At 41.1% G+C, this 21,401-nt stretch carries 21 protein-coding genes; 2 read left to right on the forward strand and 19 right to left on the reverse strand.

Translation table 11 applies throughout. From position 1 onward, the window contains the following. Positions 1-143: 143 nt before the first annotated feature. The 3 genes from CZ490_RS16240 to CZ490_RS22945 form a co-directional block, all read right to left on the reverse strand. Positions 144-569: a DMP19 family protein gene (locus tag CZ490_RS16240; protein ID WP_234987251.1), complete on the reverse strand. Its 426-nt coding sequence runs from the start codon at positions 567-569 to the stop codon at positions 144-146. Positions 570-689: 120 nt separating this feature from the next. Continuing rightward, positions 690-1,577: a stage II sporulation protein SpoIIQ gene (locus tag CZ490_RS16245; RefSeq protein ID WP_077619882.1), complete on the reverse strand. Its 888-nt coding sequence runs from the start codon at positions 1,575-1,577 to the stop codon at positions 690-692. 1,201 nt (positions 1,578-2,778) lie between these two features. After that, the gene (locus CZ490_RS22945) at positions 2,779-2,910 is read right to left on the reverse strand and encodes a hypothetical protein (RefSeq protein ID WP_268762143.1); all 132 of its coding nucleotides are present in this window, start codon (positions 2,908-2,910) and stop codon (positions 2,779-2,781) included. A gap of 283 nt (positions 2,911-3,193) precedes the next feature. Here CZ490_RS22945 and CZ490_RS16255 point away from each other — a divergent pair, with 283 nt between their 5' ends. Next, positions 3,194-3,640 carry a VanZ family protein gene (locus CZ490_RS16255; protein ID WP_077619884.1) on the forward strand — a complete coding sequence of 149 codons (447 nt, stop codon included), beginning with the start codon at positions 3,194-3,196 and terminating at the stop codon, positions 3,638-3,640. 10 nt (positions 3,641-3,650) lie between these two features. Here CZ490_RS16255 and spoIID read toward each other — a convergent pair whose 3' ends face one another. Further along, positions 3,651-4,670 (reverse strand): stage II sporulation protein D, encoded by a 1,020-nt coding sequence (gene spoIID, locus CZ490_RS16260; RefSeq protein WP_077619885.1) that lies wholly within the window; start codon positions 4,668-4,670, stop codon positions 3,651-3,653. 193 nt (positions 4,671-4,863) lie between these two features. On the opposite strand from spoIID, the gene CZ490_RS22415 reads away from it, so the two are divergent. Then, positions 4,864-5,028 carry a hypothetical protein gene (locus CZ490_RS22415; RefSeq protein ID WP_159439980.1) on the forward strand — a complete coding sequence of 55 codons (165 nt, stop codon included), beginning with the start codon at positions 4,864-4,866 and terminating at the stop codon, positions 5,026-5,028. Between the two features lie 62 nt (positions 5,029-5,090). Here the strand turns inward: CZ490_RS22415 and murA are convergent, their stop codons facing one another. From murA to CZ490_RS16340, 15 genes are all read right to left on the reverse strand, one after another. Continuing rightward, on the reverse strand, positions 5,091-6,392 hold the full coding sequence (murA, locus tag CZ490_RS16265; protein WP_077619886.1) for a UDP-N-acetylglucosamine 1-carboxyvinyltransferase: 1,302 nt from the start codon (positions 6,390-6,392) through the stop codon (positions 5,091-5,093). Between the two features lie 719 nt (positions 6,393-7,111). Beyond that, positions 7,112-7,345 (reverse strand): DUF1146 family protein, encoded by a 234-nt coding sequence (locus CZ490_RS16270; RefSeq protein WP_077619887.1) that lies wholly within the window; start codon positions 7,343-7,345, stop codon positions 7,112-7,114. Positions 7,346-7,546: 201 nt separating this feature from the next. Further along, a complete protein-coding gene (nuoN, locus tag CZ490_RS16275) occupies positions 7,547-9,055 on the reverse strand; it encodes an NADH-quinone oxidoreductase subunit NuoN (RefSeq protein ID WP_077619888.1) in 1,509 nt (502 codons plus the stop codon). A 4-nt stretch (positions 9,056-9,059) separates the two neighbouring features. After that, positions 9,060-10,571: a complex I subunit 4 family protein gene (locus CZ490_RS16280; protein WP_077619889.1), complete on the reverse strand. Its 1,512-nt coding sequence runs from the start codon at positions 10,569-10,571 to the stop codon at positions 9,060-9,062. After that, positions 10,568-12,436, reverse strand: coding sequence for an NADH-quinone oxidoreductase subunit L (gene nuoL / locus CZ490_RS16285; protein WP_077619890.1), 1,869 nt, complete (start codon positions 12,434-12,436; stop codon positions 10,568-10,570). The genes CZ490_RS16280 and nuoL overlap by 4 nt, the downstream gene beginning before the upstream one ends. A 94-nt stretch (positions 12,437-12,530) precedes the next feature. After that, entirely contained in the window at positions 12,531-12,845 is a 315-nt protein-coding gene (nuoK, locus tag CZ490_RS16290; protein WP_077619891.1) for an NADH-quinone oxidoreductase subunit NuoK, read from the reverse strand. Beyond that, entirely contained in the window at positions 12,842-13,357 is a 516-nt protein-coding gene (locus CZ490_RS16295; RefSeq protein WP_077619892.1) for an NADH-quinone oxidoreductase subunit J, read from the reverse strand. The genes nuoK and CZ490_RS16295 overlap by 4 nt, the downstream gene beginning before the upstream one ends. Continuing rightward, the gene (nuoI, locus tag CZ490_RS16300) at positions 13,354-13,773 is read right to left on the reverse strand and encodes an NADH-quinone oxidoreductase subunit NuoI (protein WP_077619893.1); all 420 of its coding nucleotides are present in this window, start codon (positions 13,771-13,773) and stop codon (positions 13,354-13,356) included. Before nuoI ends, CZ490_RS16295 begins: the two co-directional genes overlap by 4 nt. 86 nt (positions 13,774-13,859) lie before the next feature. After that, positions 13,860-14,861, reverse strand: coding sequence for an NADH-quinone oxidoreductase subunit NuoH (gene nuoH / locus CZ490_RS16305; protein WP_077619894.1), 1,002 nt, complete (start codon positions 14,859-14,861; stop codon positions 13,860-13,862). Then, on the reverse strand, positions 14,861-15,961 hold the full coding sequence (locus CZ490_RS16310) for an NADH-quinone oxidoreductase subunit D (protein WP_077619895.1): 1,101 nt from the start codon (positions 15,959-15,961) through the stop codon (positions 14,861-14,863). Before CZ490_RS16310 ends, nuoH begins: the two co-directional genes overlap by 1 nt. A 3-nt stretch (positions 15,962-15,964) precedes the next feature. Continuing rightward, positions 15,965-17,350 (reverse strand): NADH-quinone oxidoreductase subunit C, encoded by a 1,386-nt coding sequence (locus CZ490_RS16315; RefSeq protein WP_077619896.1) that lies wholly within the window; start codon positions 17,348-17,350, stop codon positions 15,965-15,967. 1 nt (position 17,351) lies between these two features. Then, a complete protein-coding gene (locus CZ490_RS16320) occupies positions 17,352-17,864 on the reverse strand; it encodes a NuoB/complex I 20 kDa subunit family protein (RefSeq protein ID WP_077619897.1) in 513 nt (170 codons plus the stop codon). Further along, entirely contained in the window at positions 17,855-18,232 is a 378-nt protein-coding gene (locus tag CZ490_RS16325; RefSeq protein WP_077619898.1) for an NADH-quinone oxidoreductase subunit A, read from the reverse strand. Before CZ490_RS16325 ends, CZ490_RS16320 begins: the two co-directional genes overlap by 10 nt. A gap of 1,279 nt (positions 18,233-19,511) precedes the next feature. After that, on the reverse strand, positions 19,512-20,819 hold the full coding sequence (locus CZ490_RS16335; RefSeq protein ID WP_159439981.1) for a DUF4179 domain-containing protein: 1,308 nt from the start codon (positions 20,817-20,819) through the stop codon (positions 19,512-19,514). Beyond that, positions 20,795-21,334, reverse strand: coding sequence for an RNA polymerase sigma factor (locus tag CZ490_RS16340; RefSeq protein WP_077619901.1), 540 nt, complete (start codon positions 21,332-21,334; stop codon positions 20,795-20,797). The genes CZ490_RS16335 and CZ490_RS16340 overlap by 25 nt, the downstream gene beginning before the upstream one ends. Positions 21,335-21,401: the final 67 nt, after the last annotated feature.

A 21,401-nucleotide genomic window follows, 5' to 3' on the forward strand; every position in this document is an offset into this window, starting at 1 on the left:
CGTCCCCTTTAAATGTTTTTGGCGAAGATAATACGTTTGAACTATAGAAATAGTTCACTAGAAAATTATTTATTTTTGGGACAGAGGGACTGGTACGTTGTCCCAACTAAAAAAGCAACCATTTCTCCATGGTTGCCGTCGGTTTAAATTTCATTATGTATACTTACAAAATAAGACTCTAGTAGTTGTTGAAGCTTATCATTAAGGCTGTAATATCCTTCGTCTGCTTTTTCAATCACTTGATAAAAAGGACCCTCATCGATTTCTCCATTTTCTAGTGCCATAAATGTATTCCACATTTCTTCTCCGTATTTTTGTAAAATAAAAGCGTAGTCTTGAGCTCCAATTTTGTTAAAAATCGTTGTTAACTCGTTGATGTATGTTGCTATGCCCACCTCAGAAATATACTCGTTCCACCAGTTGAGCAAGGCTTCATGCCCACCACTTTCAAGCTCTGAGTAGTATTGAAAAACGAGAAAACCTTCATTAAGAGTTTGGTTTTCCGATGGAAAATCAATTTCAGATAGTTTGTGAATGACCTCATTCCAAATTTCATCGGTACTTTTCAACTGTTTGTCCTCGTCTCTTTTTTTCCTATTATACCAAAAAAACCGACTACTCAATTGAGTAATCGGTTTGAAATATTAGCTAAAGTTGCCACCACAGGTTAGACTACTGTTTCTCCTGGCTTAGGCTTTTGCCATTCCGATTGAAGCATCAGTTGAACTTGCATTTTCCTCTTCGTCTGATTCTTCATCGTCAGCAGGAGTGCCTTCTTCATCTGCTGGCTTTTTATTGTCTTCTGGTTTCTCTTCTTCTTTTGGCTCTTCATCTTTTGCAGGCTGCTCATCTTCTTCTTTTGTTGCAGCTTCTTTGTCTTCTGCACTCTTCTCAAGTGAAGTTACAGATTGACCAAAGTGCTCAAGTGGATTTACAGCTACACCGTTGTTACGAATTTCAAAGTGAACGTGAATTCCTGCTTCTTGATCAAACTGATTTTCACCAGCATTTCCAAGAACTTCACCTTGTTCTACAACGTCACCTTTTGCCACTTTTAAGTCTGCAAGAGATTGATACATTGTCACAACACCATCAGAATGCTCAATTTCTACAACATTTCCGTGTAATGGATCTTTTTCAGCACGTGTTACTGTTCCAGCTAATGATGCAACTACTTCAAATGCTTCGCCATTTTTAGCGACGATGTCAATTCCTTTGTTCGGGGAATAAATATTGTTATAGACTACAAGAGCTGCTTCTTGCTTTTCTGCTGAAGCCTCTGCATCATAGAACTCCCTGAATACTTGGATTGCATCTTCGTCAATTACAGGCATCTTAAAGTTTCCTGCTCCTTGGTTTACTGGTACAGTTGGCTCATCACCAGTAGCTGTTCCCGGTTGATTCTCACCATATTTCAAATCATCCTCGGCTACCTCGTTATTGTTTGTGAACCATAAAACCGCGGTTAAGATTAGTGCTGCACTTACTAAATAGATTGCTGGAAATACCCAACGCTTTCTAAATAAACGTTGTAAACTTGTTTTTTGAGAAGTACGTTTCTTTTCTTCCTCTCTCATGTTTATCACCTCAGCAACCATTCTGAACAGATTCGCGGAATTATATACATTTTCAAAAAATTTTTTTCGATTATTTTTCGACAAAGGTATAAATATTATTCATAGTTTCGAATTTTTTTCAAAAAAGGGGTACAGTTGGACGTTGTGTTTTAAGGTTGGATATGGGTGTGGGTTGTGTTTCTGTAAGTAGTTTGTTTATGAAGACCTCTTTCTTTGCGGTGGGAGTGCTTTCGAGTATTCATTACCTTGATGAAGACCTCTTTCTTTGCGGAGGGAGTGCTTTCGGGTCTTCATATGCTTGATGAAGACCTCTTTCTTCGCGGTGGACCTGCTTTCGGGTCTTCATTACCTTGATGAGGACATCTTTCTTTGCGGAGGGAGTGCTTTCGGGTCTTCATATGCTTGATGAAGACCTCTTTCTTCGCGGTGGACCTGCTTTCGGGTCTTCATATGCTTGATGAAGACCTCATTATTTGCGGAGGGAGTGCTTTCGAGTCTTCATATGCTTGATGAAGACCTCTTTCTTCGCGGTGAACTTGCTTTCGGGTCTTCATATGCTTGATGAAGACCTCTTTCTTCGCGGTGGACCTACTTTCGGGTCTTCATTACCTTGATGAAGACCTCTTTCTTCGCGGTGGATCTGCTTTCGGGTCTTCATATGCTTGATGAAGACCTCTTTCTTCGCGGTGGACCTGCTTTCGGGTCTTCATTACCTTGATGAGGACCTCTTTCTTTGCGGAGGGATCTCTTTCAGGTCTTCATATGCTGGATGATGACCTCTTTCTTTACGGCGGACCTGCTTTCGAGTCTTCATTACCTTGATGAGGACATCTTTCTTTGCGGCGGACTTGCTTTCGGGTCTTCATAAGCTGGATGATGCCCTCTTTCTTTGCAGCGGACCTGCTTTCGAGTCTTCATTACCTTGATGAGGACATCTTTCTTTGCGGTGGACTTGTTTTCGGGTCTTCATTACCTTGATGAGGACATCTTTCTTTGCGGTGGACCTGCCTTCGAGTCTTCATTACCTTGATGAAGACCTCTTTCTTTACGGCGGACTTGCTTTCGAGTCTTAATAAGCTGGATGATGGCCTCTTTCTTTGCGGTGGACTTGCTTTCGGGTCTTCATTACCTTGATGATGACCTCTTTCTTTGCGGTGGACTTGCTTTCGGGTCTTCATTACCTTGATGATGACCTCTTTCTTTACGGCGGACTTGCTTTCGGGTCTTCAGTACCTTGATGAAGACCCTTTCTATGTAGTTGGCTCTCATTTAAGTCTTCATCAGCCCGATGAAGAGCATTCACATCGTCAACTCCTCTCCTTTTCCCCTTCATAACCACCATGAAGTGGATCCGCAACGCCTGCCTCTCTCCTTTTCTCCCTCATAACCTCCATGAAGAGGATTCACATCGTCTTCCTCTCTCCTTTTCCCCTTCATCACCCCCATGAAAAGGATTTACACCGCCATCACCTCACGCTCCCTTTCATAAACTCCCCCGGTCACTTTACTGCCAGACTTAACTCGCTAATCACCCAAAAACACAAACTACTTATCCCCCGCACATTCCCCAATGAATGCTATACTATGTGAGTACATTTCAAAAAGGAGAATCTTGCATGAAAGCTTTTTTACGGTTTCTACTATTAATCGCGCCATTTTTATATATGATGTTAATTTTTATTTTATCTAGTCTTCCCGCGGATGCGATAGTGAATACTCCGTACTCTTGGGATAGTGCTTTTAAAGAATCCCTACATTTAATCGAGTTCGGTATTCTTTATGGATTGTGGGTGTTGTTTTTCCTTGTTCGAGGTACGTTCACGGCCAAAACAAGTACTCTTGCCGCAATTCTTTCAATCGCTTATGGATTTAGTGACGAGCTTCATCAATACTTTGTTCCTTATCGTTCCGCTACTGTCATTGATTTGGTGAAAGACACGATCGGTGTGATCGTACTCTTTTATATCGTAAAAATCAGTTATTTTGGTGAGAAGCTTCCACGATTCAAAAAGTTGCTCCTTTGGGTGGAAAGGCTAAACAGCAAAAAAGCAGAGGGAAATTAATCCCTCTGCCTTATTTTTTCACCGTTAATTTATTTAAGAAGTTCTCTGTGGATGATATTTCGATGCCTTGGTAATAGTGTTTTACAATCTCCTTATAGTCCTTACCTTCTTTTGCCATACCGTCGGCTCCGAATTGGCTCATCCCAACTCCGTGGCCGAAGCCTTTCGTTTGAATGACGATAAGATCACCTTTACGTTCCCAGGTAAAGTCGCTAGAACGGAGACCTAGCTTTTCACGAACTTCTCTCCCTGTGAAGGTTTTTCCTCCAACTTCAACCGTAGCAACACGATTGGATTTTGTTCGTGCTGTAACTTTGCCAACATCTGGCGTTTCACTGAGTTTTATCCCTAACTTTTGTTCAAAGTCTGCGACTGGAATTTGAGTTTGCTGTAAGAATTTTTCTGTATTAACATCCCATGGACTTGGGACGCTTTTTAAATAAGGGTATTCATTTTTATAGTAATCCTCGGAATTTTCCGTATAGCCATTACTTGTTGAGAAAAATTGAGCATCAATCGGTGCATCATTATAGGTTAAAATTTGACCCTGTGTTTCTTTTACGGCTTGCGTAATTTTTTCGATTTTCCAGCTATAATCGCCTTTCCACTCTGCCTTTAATTCCTCAATGCTTTTATACACCTGATGACTTGTCGTGTCTGACACGTCTGCACCCTTAGGAACGCCTATTTTTTGTTCACTTAACATATGTCTCACTACATACGTTCTCGCTGCCAAGGCTTGTGCTTTCAAAGCCTCTAGCTCAAACTCTGCAGGCATTTCCTTTGCTAACACACCGACAACATATTCCTCAAGCGGCACATTCTCGATTTTCTGAGCACTTACGCGATGAACAGCAACCTCAACGGTTGGTCCTGAGGCAATTTGAGGTGGCTCTGGATTTGATTGTCGCTCTTCCGCTAGCTTCCCAGCATCCTTATTGGAGAACGGAATGACGAGCATTGATGGAATCAGTAGAATTAAGACAAAAAGGACGGAAACTAGTACAATGATTGGTCTAATTTGTTTCATGAATGCAAGCCTCCACTTTGAATGTATGCATGATCAAATAAAGTTAAACATGCACCTATATACCAATATCTATGGTAGTGGACAAGCTTTTATGACTCAAAATATATAAAAAATATCAGTATTCTATCATCTACCACATATAGTATAATTTTCCTAGATTGACCATCTTACTATTAAAGGGGAAACGAGAAGGATGAGCAAAAGTTTTATAAGTCGGATATGTCTTGCACTTGCGTTATTAATTACGGTTTACAATTTCTTTATTACGGATAACCCAGACTCGCGTGCGACAGGCGTCATTTTGTTACTTCTTATTATTTCGAACATCATTCCTGTGTTAAAGAAAGAAAATGTATAAAAATAAAAAAGCTAGAGATATTACCATTGTATGGGTAATGTCCCTAGCTTTTCTGTGGTTAATCAAAAGTTTACCTTTGCTTCTTCCACTAGGCTTTCAGTTGTTGCTTCATTAATGCGTTCAATGTCAGCACCTAATGCCGCAAGCTTTTGGTGGAAATCCACATAACCACGGTCTAAGTGCTTAAGTTCTGTTACACGAGTATAGCCATCTGCTACCAAACCGGAAAGAATAAGTGCCGCTGCAGCACGTAAGTCTGTTGCCGCTACTTCAGCTCCTTGAAGCTGAGATTCTCCGTTAATAATAACTGAACGGCCTTCAATTTTAATGTCACCATTCATGCGTCGGAATTCTTCGACATGCATGAAGCGATTTTCAAATACCGTTTCCGTGATCATACTTGTGCCTTGCGCACGAAGTAATAATGCCATCATTTGTGATTGCATATCGGTTGGGAAACCTGGGTGTGGCATCGTTTTGATATCCACAGCCTTTAATTTATCCGGACCAATAACACGTAAACCATCTTGTTCCTCAATGATGGTAACGCCCATTTCTTCCATTTTTGCAATTAGTGAACTAAGGTGTTCAGGTACTGCACCTCGAACGAGAACATTACCGCCTGTAATTGCACTAGCCACCATGAATGTTCCAGCTTCAATACGATCTGGAATAATATTGTGGTGTGCTCCATGTAGTTCTTTTACACCTTCAATACGAATGGTTCCTGTTCCTGCGCCTCTTACTTTTGCTCCCATCGCATTTAGGAAGTTGGCAAGATCTACAATCTCAGGTTCTTTCGCACAGTTTTCCATAGTGGTTATTCCGTCAGCTAGGGTAGCAGCCATCATGATGTTCTCAGTAGCTCCTACGCTCGGGAAGTCCATATATACCTTTGCTCCACGAAGTCTTCCTTTGACTTCTGCATCAATATATCCATTTCCAACTTTCACAACTGCGCCCATTGCTTCGAATCCTTTTAAGTGCTGATCAATCGGTCTTGAACCAATTGCACAACCACCTGGAAGAGCAACTCTCGCATGACCGTTACGTGCTAGCAACGATCCCATCACAAGTACAGATGCGCGCATTTTTCGTACATACTCAAAAGGTGCTTCCGTTTTTAGCTCTCTTGATGCATCGACAACGATTTGATTATTTGCAAAGGTAACATCTGCATTTAAAAAGCGCAATACCTCATTAATCGTATATACATCTGAGAGCGTGGGTACTTCATTTATCACACTTTTTCCATTGCTTGCTAATAAGGATGCAGCGATAACTGGCAAAACGGCATTTTTTGCGCCTTCTACTTTAACTGTGCCGTTTAGCTTACGACCGCCGCGGACGATGATTTTTTCCAAGGTATTCCCCTCCGCGTCCCATTTTCTATATATTCATATTCATTCAATACAATTGGTGTTCCATATCGACTGCGTTTAACGAACCCAATCTTGTTTATTTTCGTACTTTTAGTGGGAAACTTCATTCACACTGATGTAGTATATGCAATCACCCGGGCAAATGTCTCTATTTGGGGTGTAGTTGCATAATTACTTAACTATTGTAAAAATTGCATGCACCGCTATATGGCGCGCATATCAACTTTGTTTTTTAACCTCAAAAATTAAACAAAACCAATTTACATCATATCACTGAGCATTAATTGGCACAAGTGAAAATTGTGGGAATTTCGCACTATTTGTCGAAAAAATAGGTTAGTGAAAACTGCACATAATTCACATAGTACATGAGTACGAAAGGAACAACTTCTTTATGAGGGTTTGTCTTCTTTTTAAGACAGTTTTATAATTGCGGTAAACCATCTTACATAGTATGGATGACAATGACTTAATGGTTCCTTCATACCCTTTCCAATAAGCACCAATTTATTTCTCTTAAAGGATTGGAATACTACTACATGTTTTATTAAAAGCCATTCATTCACGATTTTAGATGACTTCCTCTCCTTACTAACATTTTTTCCAGTACGCTACTAGCAAATACGTGGAAAGTAGTGGAGAGCCTTAGTGTTAACTGACCTCGAAACTTCACTTCCAGATACTTCTTGAATAGATTTATGTTAAAGAATACTTGGTAATTGTTGTGACCAGAGGAGATAATCTAAGAAGAAATTGCTGACAGTCGATCCAATCGCAATTGTAATCAACACGAGTAGAACACGCACTTGAAATACATGATTCGGTTTCACCAAATGCTCGTACCGAATACTTTGTAGTGCCCACCACGTAACCGCAATAAAAATGAGATGAGAAATAATGCTGATAAGTGCTTGATACCCAAAACCAGCTAACATAAACCAATCACTCCCTACAAAAAAGGATATTTCAAAAATCACACCACTCCATTTTACCACTTCCCATGGTAGAAGTCCTCATAAACAAGTTGGAAAAAGGGTTTTTAATGTCTCGGCATGATTTTCCCCGCAAAAAAAGGACCATTCTTGAGTTCTCCACATTGATGGAGAACTGCAAGAACCGTCCCTTGGTACCTTACATTAACTAATAAAATCAGCGAAGCTATCGAATTGTTGAATGAATTCGAACGCGACTCCTGGAAAAATTCCGAAACCGATTGTTCCTATCACGGCCACAATTACTACAATTAATACCCCAATTGGTAGCTTAATTTTACTTTCATCCACTGCAGGTCTAAAAAACATCTGAGTCAAAATTCCAAAGTAATAAAAATACGATACCACTGTTGTCGCAATCATGACAGATGCTAGTACATAATGCGACGGAGTCATCATAAACGCTCCGATGAAAATCTCCAGCTTTCCAATGAAGCCTGCTGTCCCCGGGATTCCCGCTAACGATAGGATAAACACACCCAGTGCGACCGCTAAAATGGGTGAACGTTTATAGAGTCCAGCGAATTCACTAATATCTTCTGAGCCAGATCGGTGCGAGATTACTTGAAGAATCGCAAAGAATCCAAGACTCATGAAGAGATAAGCGACTAAATAGAACCAAATCGCATCTAACATAAAATAGGAGAAAGCGACAAATGCTACTAATACATATCCAGCGTGAGCGATACTTGAATATGCCATCATTCGCTTAATATTACGTTGTCTAAGCGCGATTGTGTTACCGATAATCATCGTTGCACCTGCTATAATCGCTAACAGGTCCTGCAGGTGGAATATGAGATACGGTGTTTCTCCATTGCCCGATGGGGCTTGCATAAACGCTGTTGCAACAATTCGTAAAATAATAACAAACCCCGCTGTCTTTGAGACAACACTCAAAAACGCTGTAACAGGAGTTGGTGCTCCTTGGTATACATCTGGTGCCCACATGTGGAATGGTGCCGCTGCAATTTTAAAAGAAAGCCCAACAACAATCATAAACAGTGCCAGAGCAACAAGGTAAATATGTTGCGGGTCCTGCAATCCACCAAAGGTCATAAAGATTTCTCTTAGATTGGAGGTTCCTGTTAGTCCGTACACATAACTGACCCCAAATAAGAAAATGGCGGTAGAAACCGTTCCGTTAATCACATATTTCATTGCGGATTCATTTGAAAGCTTATTGCGCTTGCGAAGTCCGGCTAAAATATAGGACGAAATCGAGAGCAGTTCCAAACCAACAAATAATGTAATCAAGTCAGAACTTGATGTCATAAACATCGTACCTAGCAGTGCCGTTAAGAGTAAATAATAAAACTCCCCACGATACCCGGTTACATCATTTGATTCATAGCTGATCGCAAGCAACAAAACAAGTCCTGTTCCTACTAATAAAATGAGTTTAAACGCGATTGCAAAAGAATCCAGTCGGAATGTATCGTACAAAATGGAGGTGACGTCAGTTCCAACTAAAGAAACCGTAAACCCAATTGCAATCAGGATCCCAACAATCCCAATCCAACCTAGAAGGCGTCGGTCCTTGTCTTTCCCCATAAATAAATCAAGTAACGAGAGAAGGGTTGCAACACCGAGGATGATAAATTCTGGTGCCATTACTCCCCAATTAAAGCTTAGTAACGTTTCTATATCCATCGGCTCACCCTCCTAACCCTAGCATGATAGTTTCCAGTGCAACCTGTAATGGCTGTGTAAGAACGTTCGGATAAACACCAATGACGACGATAAACGCAAGTAACACAGTTACCGGTACCATTTCAATTGGTCGTAAATCAAATGCCCCCTCATATGAATGGTTCGCCTTACCGTACGTCACATTTAATACGGCGCGAAGTAAATACACAGCTGTCATGATAATACCGATGGCTCCAACTGCTGCGAGAACTGGCATTTCCTTAAATAAACCAAGGAAGGCCATGAATTCACTAACAAACCCTGACATTCCAGGTAAACCAAGTGAAGCCAGCGCACCCGCTAGTAAAAATCCAGCTGTAAGTGGCATTACCTTGGCAAGTCCACCGAGTTTGTTTATATAGGATGTTCCCGTACGTTCATACATCACTCCGATTAAGAAGAATAAGAAAGCTGAAATTAAGCCGTGTGATACAACTTGGAATACCGCACCTTGAACTCCCGCTTCGTTCATGGCTCCAAGGCCAATTAACACAATCCCCATATGCGAAATACTTGAGTAGGCTAATACCATTTTCAAGTCTTTTTGGACAAAAGCTAAAAACGCTCCATATAAAAGGTTGATTACCCCAAGTACCGCAATAATTGGTGCAAGTGTGCTAAATTCAGTTGGGAAAAAGCCCATTCCAAAACGAATCAACCCGTATGCTCCAATTTTCAACAGGATTCCAGAGTGAATCATAACGATGGATGGAGGTGCTTGTACGTGAACCTTCAACATCCATGTATGCAGTGGAAAAATCGGTAATTTAATTCCAAAGCCAATGATGATGGCAATCAATAATCCTAGACGGAGGTCTTCAGAAAATTGACCAGGTATCGGCAAACTATCGGACGGAGCCGAAAAGATAGCCGTTAACGCCCCAATATTGGTTGTTCCAGCATTTGCAAATATAATCATGATGACGATTAACAAAATGGCGGAACCGATTCCGTTATAGATTAAAAAACTAAATGCTGCTTTTTCTTTTTCAAAGTAGCCCCATTTTCCAATCAGGAAGAAGGTTGAAATAAGTGTCATTTCAAAGAACACGAAGAATAAAATCAAGTTTCCTGCTGTGAACACTCCGAGCATGCCAAGTTCTAGTAAAAGGAATAGCATGAAATAGCCCTTTACTTCCTTTTTAATGTGAACAGAAGCAATCGCAGCGAGCGTTGAAATCACAGTTGTTAACAGGATCAGAACCAAGGTTAATCCATTAAGGTTCATTTCGTAATTAACTTCCCACGGGTTACCCTTCGGTAAAAAACCAAACCAATAGACAGATTCCTTAAACCTATCTAGGTCACCACCGCCTGTATAAAACCCATACACATAAAGGGCTAAGACGAGTGACGGAAGCGTAGCTAAGACTCCAACAAGCTTGATTGTTTTTTCCTCCGTTTTTGGTACAAAAGCAAGAACAGCAATACCTAAAATCGGGAAGAATACTAAAAGTGAAAGAAGGATTGAATTCATCTTAAGTACCCCCCTGTCAATGCCACAACAAGAAGTAAGATTGCTAATCCTACGAAAGCAACGGACGTGTACATTTGGACCTGGCCATTTTGAAGCTTAGCCCCCATCTTTCCGATTCCTTGTGTCGCCTGTGCAACTCCTTTTGCTATGCCCTCTACTAAAAATTCATCGACGTAACGTAGGAATAAGCTAAACACCTTTGTCACATAGACAACAGTCATTTTATAGAATTCATCGATAAAATACTTGTTATAGACAATGCTATACATGATTGGTGCTCTTGAACTGAAGAAGTCTCTTGAAATTGACTTCCTTTGATACATTGCATACGCAAGTAGTAGACCAAATAAGGAAGCAAATGTGGCAACAGCTACAATCCAACCCGGCCCTTCAAGATGACCTGGACCATAAAGATTTGTACCTTCTGTTAACCAATCCCCTAAAAAGGTCCCAAACCAAGGTGTGTTCACATATCCTGCTACAACGGCAAGAACCCCTAGAACAATCATTGGAATTGTCATCATACGTGGCGATTCCTGTACATTCGTTTGCTTTCCTCTTGATTTTCCAGTGAAAACCATGAAGAACAAGCGGAACATATAAAATGCTGTAAAGAATGCTGTAATAATTGCCAACCAGAACAAGACGTAATTACCTTGTACCCAAGTCGCAATTAAGATTTCATCCTTACTGAAAAAGCCTGAGAACAAAGGTACACCACTAATGGCAAGCGTTCCGATTAGGAACAATGGACCTGTGATACGGAGCTTTTTCCATAAGCCGCCCATTTCTTCAATGTTTTGAGTATGAACAGCATGAATCACACTACCGGCTGCTAAAAACAACAAGGCTTTAAAAAAGGCATGTGTCATTAAGTGGAAGACTCCTGCTACATAACCTGCCGATCCTAATGCAAGCATCATATAACCTAGCTGACTCACCGTTGAGTAGGCAAGAACCCGCTTAATGTCTTTTTGCGCTAGACCAATCGTAGCTGCAAAGATGGCGGTAATTCCACCGACAACGGCAACTGTCATCATCGCTGCACTACTTGCTGCAAACAACGGGAAAGTCGTTGCCACTAAGTAAACCCCAGCCGCAACCATCGTAGCTGCGTGGATTAAAGCCGAAACAGGTGTTGGACCTTCCATCGCATCCGGCAACCAGGTATGAAGTGGGAATTGACCTGATTTTCCGATGGCTCCCACAAAAATTAAAATAGCTGTTAATGTTATCATCGTGGATGAAATTTCCCCAGCTCCAACAGCATTAAAAATTTCGTCATACTCAAAACTGCCAACCTGCCAGAATAATAGAATCATCCCAATTAGTAAGCCAACATCCCCAATACGCGTCATGATAAACGCCTTTTTCGCTGCGGCTTTTGCTTCTTCTTTGTAAAAGTAGAATCCAATCAATAGGAACGAGCCGACCCCAACAAGCTCCCAAAAAATATACGTTTGCAGAAGGTTAGGCGAAATCACCAAGCCTAGCATCGCAAAGGTAAATAGTCCAAGGTACGCATAGAAGACCGGAAAGCGCTCATCACCATGCATGTACCCTTTGGAATACATATGTACTAAAAAGCTAACAAGTGATACTACCACTAGCATCAGTGCATTTAACTGATTGACTTCAAACCCCGCTGTTAAGTGAACATCCCCAATTGATAACCACGTGCTCTCATATTTGTATGTTGGATTCCCGAGTCGACTAATGAGAACCAACACCGAGTAGACGAATGATACAAACGTAAGCAGAATGCCGATATATGCACTCGACTCCTTCATTCGCTTACCGAATATAAGAAGGAACAAAAAAGAGATAAGCGGGAAAAGCGGTATGATCCATGCATTTTCCATCATCGTATCACAATCCCCTTCTTTGACTTACGGTTAAAACAAGCAGAATATCTGGTTCCACTCACCTTTACCGTGCTTAATCCAGTACGTTTTTTATCTAATGCTTCATCGTATTCATTTCATCAATGTTAACTGTGCGTCTATTCCGATACAACGCCATCAGGATAGCCAAACCAACCGCAAATTCCGCAGCAGCTATGGCAATCGTAAATAGCGCAAAGATTTGCCCTGTTATCCCCGGAACGACTCCGTACTTACTGAATGCTACAAAATTGATATTGACAGCATTCAGCATCAATTCAACAGAGATTAACACGATAACTGTATTTCTTTTTGTGAATGCGCCATAAAGACCAATGCAAAACAAAATGAGGGCTAGGATAAGGTAGGCTGCTAATGGAACTGAACTCATTCCTCATTCGCCCCCTCTTCTTTATCTTTTTTCGCTAAAATAATGGCACCGATTAACGCTACTAGTAACACAACAGATGTTAATTCAAATGGAATAACATACTTCGCATAAAGCTCAATTCCAATCTGTTCTGTATTATTCACATGAAGGTCAGTAGCCTGCTGGCCAAAGTCTAAGTCGTATATGCCGAGATAAACGGCAGTACCAAAAGCTAAAATTCCCCCGAGAACCATAAAAGTATGTCCGCGACTTACTTTTGGCTCGCTTGTATCATTATGTTTGGTCAGCATGATTCCGAAGAGCATTAAGATAGTGATGGCACCCGAGTATATCAAGACTTGCACAGCAGCAACGAATTCCGCATGAAGCAAGACGTACAAACCTGCGATACTAATGAAGGTGAATACTAGTGCGATAACCATGTGGATAACCTTTTGGAGGTTCAGCATTAACATACCGCCGCCAATCGCACTAATTGCTAGGACTATGAATGCTAAAAATTCCCCAGTCACGCCTTATTCTCCTTTCGCACGTTTGTATCGTTTTCGTCTAACCACTCAAGGTTCTTAAACAGGTCATCACGGCTGTATTCCGCAAGTTCAAAGTTGTTCGTCATGACAATGGCTTCAGTTGGACAAACCTCTGTGCACAGATCACATAGGATACAAATTTCAAAGTTTATGTCATAGGTATCAATGATTTTTCCTTTTTTAGTTGGGTCAGGATGTTTTTTCCCAGTTAACTGGATACAATCGGTTGGACAAATGTTGGCACATTGATTACATACGATACATTTTTCCGGATAAAACTTTTGAATACCACGAAAGCGATCAGGTAGTGGTAATGGTTCATTCGGATAATCATATGTGACTTTCTTATAGGTTAATTGACTAAGAGTGTATTTCATCCCTTTCAGTAAGCCAAACATATATTTGTCACCCCTTTATTTCAAAATTGGAACAATCTTGTTATAGGTGTATTCGTAATTTCCAGTCGTACATGTGAGTAAACGTATTAATAAAATAGTTCTTTGATTAAGGCTGATAAGAAGATGTTTGCTAGTGCGATTGGAAGTAGTACTTTCCAACCGAATTCCATCAATCTGTCCGCACGTAAACGCGGGAATGTAGAACGGAACCAGATTAATACAAAGATCACAAGGCTAAATTTCAAGGAGAACCAAACGGCACCTGGAATGAAGTCTAAGAAGAAAACAGGTTTCCAACCACCTAAGAAAAGAACGGTTGTTAAGGCTGCCATCGCAAACATATACACATACTCTGCGAGCATAAAAAAGGCCCATCTAAATCCTGAATACTCAATATGGAAACCAGCGACAATTTCTGATTCTGCTTCAGGTAAATCAAATGGAACACGGTTAAGCTCTGCAACAGATGCTATAAAAAAGACTATAAAGGCAATCGGCTGTGCAAAAATAAACCAAACCTTGTCCTGTGCTTCGACAATTTCAGAAAGATTTAAGCTTCCTGATAGTAAAATAACTCCGATGACGGACATCACCAGTGGAATCTCATAAGAAATCATTTGTGCTGCTGCACGCATTCCTCCCATAAGGGCATATTTGTTATTGGACGCCCAACCACCAGCTGCGATACCAATCGTTGTAAGTCCAGACACGGCAATGTAATAAAGTAACCCCACTCCAATATCTGCAAATTTATAGCTTTCCGTAAACGGTAATGCTGCCACCACCATGAAGGCCGGCGCAAATGCAAGCACTGGTGCTAGAATAAACAATGGACGATCGGCAACTTTCGGGATTACATCTTCTTTTATCAACAGTTTTAGGACGTCTGCTACAGTTTGTAACAATCCCCACCTGCCTCCAGTCTGATTTGGACCTTGACGCGCTTGCATAAATCCCATTACCTTACGTTCTGCAAGGATTGCATAGGTTACGAAGCCCAGAATGACAAACAGTAAGACGGTTGCTAGTAAAAAGAAAATACCAAAATTCAGCCAACTCGGAGGTGAACTTAGTAGGTTTTCCATCATTAGCCGTCAACCTCCCCGAGGACAATGTCGATTGCACCTAAGATTGCAATTAAGTTCGCCATATTTTCACCCTTCAATAATTTCGGGAGGATTTGGAGATTGTAGAATGAAGGACGTCTGAATTTCAAACGATAAGGTTCTTTTTTTCCATCACTCGAAATATAGCAGCCAATTTCTCCTCGCGGTGATTCTATCCTTACGTATGCTTCACCCTTTGGTGCTTTAATAATTTTTGGAACCTTCGCAAGTACCGGTCCCTCCTCTGGAAATTGTTCCACAGCTTGCTCGACAATTTTTAAAGATTCTTCAATCTCTTCCATGCGGCAGTGATAACGTGCCCATGCATCTCCACCATCTCTAGTTGGTACGTCAAAATCAAATCGATCGTAGATGGAGTAGGGTTCATCTTTTCTAAGGTCCCATTTTATACCTGTACACCGAAGATTCGTTCCACTTAAGGAGTAATTTAGTGCATCTTCCTTCGTATATTTACCAACGCCAATAACACGATCACGGAAGATCTCGTTGCCTGTTACAAGTTGATGATAGCCAGGAAGTTGGGATCTCATATAAGGAACAAACTCTTTTACCTTCTCAATCCAACCTTCAGGCGCATCCCATTTCACTCCGCCAACCCTCATATAGTTGAAGGTAAGCCTCGCTCCAGAAAGCTCATTTAGTAGATTAATAATCATTTCTCTTTCTCTAAACGCATAGAGAAACGGTGTTGTTGCTCCAATATCGAGTAAATACGTTCCCCACCAAACGAGGTGACTCGCAATTCGGCCTAGTTCCATTGCAAGAATTCGTAAATATTCAGCCCGTTCCGGAATTTCAATATCCATCATTGTTTCAACTGCGTGGCATAGCACATAGTTATTGGTCATTGCGGATAAATAATCCATGCGGTCTGTATATGGAATAATCTGTGTATATTGCAGATCCTCTGCAAGTTTTTCGGTACCACGATGCAAGTATCCAATTACGGGTGTAGCTTCTGTGATGACTTCTCCATCTATTTTTACAACGAGACGGAATACTCCGTGCGTACTTGGATGCTGTGGCCCTACATTTAGGAGCATTTCTTCTGTACGAATCATATGCTACACCTCCACATCAAACGGTTCATAGTCTTTTCTAAGTGGATGTCCTACCCAGTCATCTGGTAATAGAATTCGTGTTAGATTTGGGTGTCCTTCAAATTTTATTCCGAGTAAATCATAAGCTTCTCGCTCAGGCCAATTTGCCCCTTCCCATAAAGGCTGCAATGATGCGATTGTTGGCTCATCACGCTCAATTATTACTTTTAGCGCTACGGATTGACGTTTTTTATAGGAGAATAAATGAACATATACCTCCATATGCGTCTGGAAGTCTGTGCCATGCAATTCGGAAAGATAATCGAATCCAAGCTGTTCATTGTATTTTAAAAACTGTGCTACTTTAAAATATGTATCTGGCTTTGCAACTAGGGTTGGTACGTCCTTTGAAAGTGTATTAATATATGAATCTACCAAAACGTCATCACCTAAATGTTTAGTGATAACATCAACGTATTTATCCAAATAGGGTTGGTTTTGTGAAGGCTTTACTTCTTCTACTTCTTCCGTTGCCCCACCAGCACCAGCTGCTTTCGCCCTCGCTGCTGCCGCGGCCTTGGCCTTTGCCGCTGCGATTGCTTTTGCCTTTTCTTTGGCTGGATCGTCTGAACCTCCGCCAGCTTCCGCTTTTGCTTTTGCCGCTGCCGCCGCTTTTGCCTTAGCTGCTGCTACTGCCTTCGCTTTGGCTTTTGCTAGTTCATCATCGTCTGATCCCGCACCAGCCTTTTCTGCCGCCTTTTGCTTTGCCAACGCCGCTGCCTTGGCTTTCGCTGCTGCTACTGCTTTGGCCTTCGCCTTTGCTAGGTCATCGTCTCCAGCTTCTCCAGCAGCCTTTTGCTTCGCTAATGCGGCAGCCTTGGCTTTCGCTGCCGCTGCTGCTTTTGCCTTTGCCGCCGCTGTTGCTTTGGCTTTCGCTGTTGCTTTATCATCCGTATCTAATGATTCCGCAGATGCCGACTCCGATGCCTTTTGCTTCGCTATTGCGGCAGCCTTTGCCTTTGCCGCCGCTGCTGCTTTGGCTTTCGCTGTTGCTTTATCATCCGTATCTGATGTTTCAGCTGATGCCGACTCCGATGCCTTTTGCTTCGCTATTGCGACAGCCTTTGCCTTTGCCGCTGCTGCTGCTTTGGCTTTCGCTGTTGCTTTATCATCCGTATCTGATGTTTCAGTCGATGCGGACTCCGATGCCTTTTGCTTCGCTATTGCGGCCGCTTTCGCTTTCGCCGCCGCTGCTGCCTTGGCCTTCGCAATATCGATATTCTCTTCCTTGGATTCACCTTCACTTTTCGTTTCAGCCGCTTGTTTTTCAGCTAACCTCTTTTTCGCGGCTTCTTTCGCCCTCTCAGCCGCCTCTCGCTTAAGTTGTTCCAGGTCCTTCTCATCGCTCACGCTAAATCACCTTCTTCCCCGTTTTAGCCTCATAGCGAATCTTCTCTTTCAATTTATTAATCCCATAAATAAGCGCAGCTGGATTCGGCGGACAACCAGGGATGTACACATCAACCGGTACAATCTGATCAACACCTTTCACAACTGAATATGACTTCACATAAGGGCCCCCTGCCGTTGCACAAGAACCCATTGCAATTACCCATTTAGGCTCAGGCATCTGTTCATATAAACGCTTTAAAACCGGAGCCATCTTCTTCGTTACCGTACCTGACACAATCATACAATCCGACTGACGTGGAGACGTACGGAAAAAAGAACCAAAACGATCTAAATCATAGTGCGAAGAACCTGTCCCCATCATTTCAATCGCACAACAAGCCAGACCAAATGTAAGAGGCCACAACGAATTACTACGTGCCCAACCCTTCACTTGCTCCAGCGTCGTAAAAAATACATTTCTCTTTAACTCTTCCAACTCTAAATCTGAAATACCATCAATTTTTAAATCCATTTCAACACGCCCTTCTTCCAAGCATATACTAAGCCGATAACGAGCATAACAACGAAAATCAACATCTCAACTAATGCGAAAATTCCGAGTTTTTCGTAGGCAACAGCCCATGGATATAAAAATACAGTCTCAACATCAAAAATAACAAACAATAGCGCAAAAATATAATAGCGTACATTAAACTGTACACGAGAATCATGGAATGGCTCAATCCCACTCTCATACGTAGTAGCCTTCTCCGCACTCGGCGCATGTGGCCGCAACAACTTCCCCAGAAACAACGCCACAATCGGGAGTAAAATACCAAGCAACAAGAAGACAACAACAATCATGTAACTATTAAGATACTGATTCAACAAACCCTCCATGCAGCCCCCTCCAATATCCCCCAACATTTTATTGACAAAATATTAAAAATGTAACCGAATACATTATAGCACTTTTCCCAGCCAAGTGTCGACCAAACCCACCACTTATTCTACGAAATTCCCATTTCAGACAAATCAAGAAAAAATAGGCGGGAAAAGCTTGCTTTTCCAAGCCATTTTATCTTGATTTGACTGTTTCAGCCTATGGCTGAAATGATGAAACATTAGTTTCATCAAAATGGGAATTTCCTATTTTATTAGAATCAGTACTCCAGTTGGTCGACACTTGGCCCCCACCTCCTAGCCGAAATTGACGCAGACAATTTCGGCGTACTTCCTACTTACCATTCTACATCTAACCTTATCGACGTTACCCCATTCTCATTCAAACCACCCATCTTTTCCAAACTCATTCATAATACATAATTAGCAATCTCCTCATTCATCAAATTATTATTTCCGAATAAATAAAACTAGAACACCATTTAACCTAGGTTTTGTAGCACCTTCGAATTCGAATACTGCGGTACTCAAAATAATAGCCCGTAACGATGTTACGCCATCCCTTAAAATCCTAATTAAAATTCATTTAAACTATTTGAGATGTTACCTAACCTCAACCACTCTTCGGACTCAACCTCGCCTTTTTCCCTGGCCTCTGTCTGAAGTCCACTCGGCTTCAGACACCCTAAATTTATTGGTGCCCCTTTCTCAAACTCATCCAACAATATAAATTGTAGTAACGAAGTTACAAAATCACCTCGCTCACAAACCACAAAACAATCACACCAAGACCTACTCCCAACAAAAAACCTCACTATAAAACTTAAAAATTATTGTAACGAAATTACAAAAAAATATTTCCCAAATAATAATTACTCAGTTCGACTTCAATCCTCGCTCGAACCTAATTATCTAGTTTACTTCCAATTAAAAATCTCTAACTATGTAATCCATCATAAATAGCCCGTAACGAAGTTACGCTTACTCAATCTCATTCAACCCCACTCAAGTACCCCAACTGAATCCCCTACACCTCTCTTACCTGATTTATAACGCCTTAATAACGCCCTTTTTCTAAATTTCATTCAAGTCGTAACGAAGTTGAACAAAAATAAAATCCCTTTTCCACTATACTTATACCTATTGTCCATACCTAAAAAATATCATCCATACTTAAAGTTTATTGTCCATAAACGGAAATTATCAGCCAAAAATAAAAATTATCGCCCAAAAATGAAAAAAGGACTACTAATAATCTAGTAGTCCCAGCTCTAATTTACTCACCCAGTTCAATCGTTACCTCTAACTCCTCTAAAAAGTTGGGAGCCTTTTGTTTATAGGTCACAACTCGAATATCCTCCACCGCCACATTAGCCTCAAACTGAACCTCATATTGATTGACAGTTCCCTCAATTCGTTTAGGTGCTTGTTCGTCATAATAGGTCTTTCCCGTTTTGTCTTCTATTACGATTGAAGATGCCTGCCAGTACGCGTCTTCACCATTTGTTTCCACAAGTAAGATTACTGATCCATTCTCGCTTTTGATGTCTAATACCGTTATGTCCCCAATGTCACCTTGTGAAAGCGTCAAGTTTTCCCCATTCCAGTTCCCCTTTACCTCCTCAACCTTCTCATTACCTACTATTAAATATGGTTTAAACGTAAGAGAGCTCGGAACCTTTTCAAGAGGCTCAAAATAGTAATTCATTGTCTGCACTAACTTCCCGCCTTTTTCAGGACCTCCTCCGCCACCTCCACTTATAGGCTGAAGAACACGACCCTGATCATCAACTACCTGGTAATCCATCCACTCATATTTTTTATCCTCAAAAGTTTTTACATCCATCACTTGCCGAAATGCTATTTCTGTACTCGTTGGGTAGAATGTCACTTTATCAACATGCATCGTAAGATCCTCAGTTTCTACTGTCTGATTTACGAGAAACGAGCGATTTTCTCCTTGTTTTGTAACCAACAGTTCCACATTTAACGCTTTCTCTTTATGAGATTGTATGCCTAAGGTGAATTCATCAGGTAAATTCTCACCATGAACACGAACACTTATGATACCTGCATAATCTCCATTTTCCAGTTCCTCACCTTTAGCCCCCATCCCATAACTAACACCCTTTCCGTTGATGGTTAATCGTAAATCTGACAAAAAATCAACTGGTTTACCGTGCTTTTCTTGTGTATAGGATTCAATAAGATATCCAATATGAATTTGTGACCCATCATACAGACTCTCTGTAAAAGTAATCACCTGTCCATCAATCTCAACTTGCTGACCCAGTAAAGTAGTAAGTCCTTCTTTTTCTCCTTTTTGAGTACCAACATCTCCTACCATTTTAAAAATAGATCCGATGACCGGAACAGACCGCATCGTATCAGCCAATGTCGGTGACATAAAAGATACCCCAAATAAAAGGAAACCTACCAATAATACGGCTGCAGTAGAATAATAGAAACGAGGGAATGTCTTCTTTTTCGGAAGCGATTGAAGCGTTTCGTTTATACGCTTTTCCACGCTTTCAGGAACCTCTGGGTTTGCCCTCATACTTATTTGCTTTTCCCATTTTTCCATAATGATCCCTCCTCCTTTGAATCCCATAACTCCCGCATCTTTTCACGAGCACGGCGTAATCTTGTCTTAATCGTATTTTCTGGCACTTCATATATTTGCGCTAACTCCAAAATTGTAATTCCCTCGATATGAAATAGTTTCAATAATTGAGATTGAGCTTCTGGTAGTTTACTAAGCATTTGTTCTACCTCAACTTCCTCATATCCCTTTTCTTGTATATGAGGTTCCACCCACTCCTCCATGTTAATAACATTCTTTTTCTGTCTTACTAACTGATAACATTCATTCAAAACAATTCGGCACAGCCAACTTTTAAAATAGCCTGGCTCTCTTAATGTATCTATTTTTTGATAAGCTTTAATAATTGCCTCTTGAATCGCGTCAGCACAATCCTCATCGTTTGATAGTACTGTCTTCGCAACACGATATAACAATAGATGATGAGCCACTATTAACTTTTCAAAGGAAGACTTATTCCCACGTCGTGCCTTCTTCACCTCTTTTACAATATCCAAAATCCGCTCTCCTTTCTCAGGTCAACCTACTTCTAAGATACAAGAAAAGAACAAAAGGTTTCATCTA

Origin of the sequence: Litchfieldia sinesaloumensis, assembly GCF_900156865.1 — a bacterium.
Classification (GTDB): domain Bacteria; phylum Bacillota; class Bacilli; order Bacillales; family Bacillaceae_L; genus Ferdinandcohnia; species Ferdinandcohnia sinesaloumensis.

Excerpts from the sequence above, each read along its gene's own strand:
- CZ490_RS16245 (WP_077619882.1), bottom strand. The coding sequence starts at position 1,577 with ATGAGAGAGGAAGAAAAGAAACGTACTTCTCAAAAAACAAGTTTACAA.
- CZ490_RS22945 (WP_268762143.1), bottom strand. The coding sequence starts at position 2,910 with ATGAAGGGGAAAAGGAGAGGAGTTGACGATGTGAATGCTCTTCATCGG.
- CZ490_RS16255 (WP_077619884.1), top strand. The coding sequence starts at position 3,194 with ATGAAAGCTTTTTTACGGTTTCTACTATTAATCGCGCCATTTTTATAT.
- spoIID (WP_077619885.1), bottom strand. The coding sequence starts at position 4,670 with ATGAAACAAATTAGACCAATCATTGTACTAGTTTCCGTCCTTTTTGTC.
- CZ490_RS22415 (WP_159439980.1), top strand. The coding sequence starts at position 4,864 with ATGAGCAAAAGTTTTATAAGTCGGATATGTCTTGCACTTGCGTTATTA.
- CZ490_RS16270 (WP_077619887.1), bottom strand. The coding sequence starts at position 7,345 with ATGTTAGCTGGTTTTGGGTATCAAGCACTTATCAGCATTATTTCTCAT.
- nuoN (WP_077619888.1), bottom strand. The coding sequence starts at position 9,055 with ATGGATATAGAAACGTTACTAAGCTTTAATTGGGGAGTAATGGCACCA.
- CZ490_RS16280 (WP_077619889.1), bottom strand. The coding sequence starts at position 10,571 with ATGAATTCAATCCTTCTTTCACTTTTAGTATTCTTCCCGATTTTAGGT.
- nuoL (WP_077619890.1), bottom strand. The coding sequence starts at position 12,436 with ATGATGGAAAATGCATGGATCATACCGCTTTTCCCGCTTATCTCTTTT.
- nuoK (WP_077619891.1), bottom strand. The coding sequence starts at position 12,845 with ATGAGTTCAGTTCCATTAGCAGCCTACCTTATCCTAGCCCTCATTTTG.
- nuoI (WP_077619893.1), bottom strand. The coding sequence starts at position 13,773 with ATGTTTGGCTTACTGAAAGGGATGAAATACACTCTTAGTCAATTAACC.
- nuoH (WP_077619894.1), bottom strand. The coding sequence starts at position 14,861 with ATGATGGAAAACCTACTAAGTTCACCTCCGAGTTGGCTGAATTTTGGT.
- CZ490_RS16310 (WP_077619895.1), bottom strand. The coding sequence starts at position 15,961 with ATGATTCGTACAGAAGAAATGCTCCTAAATGTAGGGCCACAGCATCCA.
- CZ490_RS16320 (WP_077619897.1), bottom strand. The coding sequence starts at position 17,864 with ATGGATTTAAAAATTGATGGTATTTCAGATTTAGAGTTGGAAGAGTTA.
- CZ490_RS16325 (WP_077619898.1), bottom strand. The coding sequence starts at position 18,232 with ATGGAGGGTTTGTTGAATCAGTATCTTAATAGTTACATGATTGTTGTT.
- CZ490_RS16335 (WP_159439981.1), bottom strand. The coding sequence starts at position 20,819 with ATGGAAAAATGGGAAAAGCAAATAAGTATGAGGGCAAACCCAGAGGTT.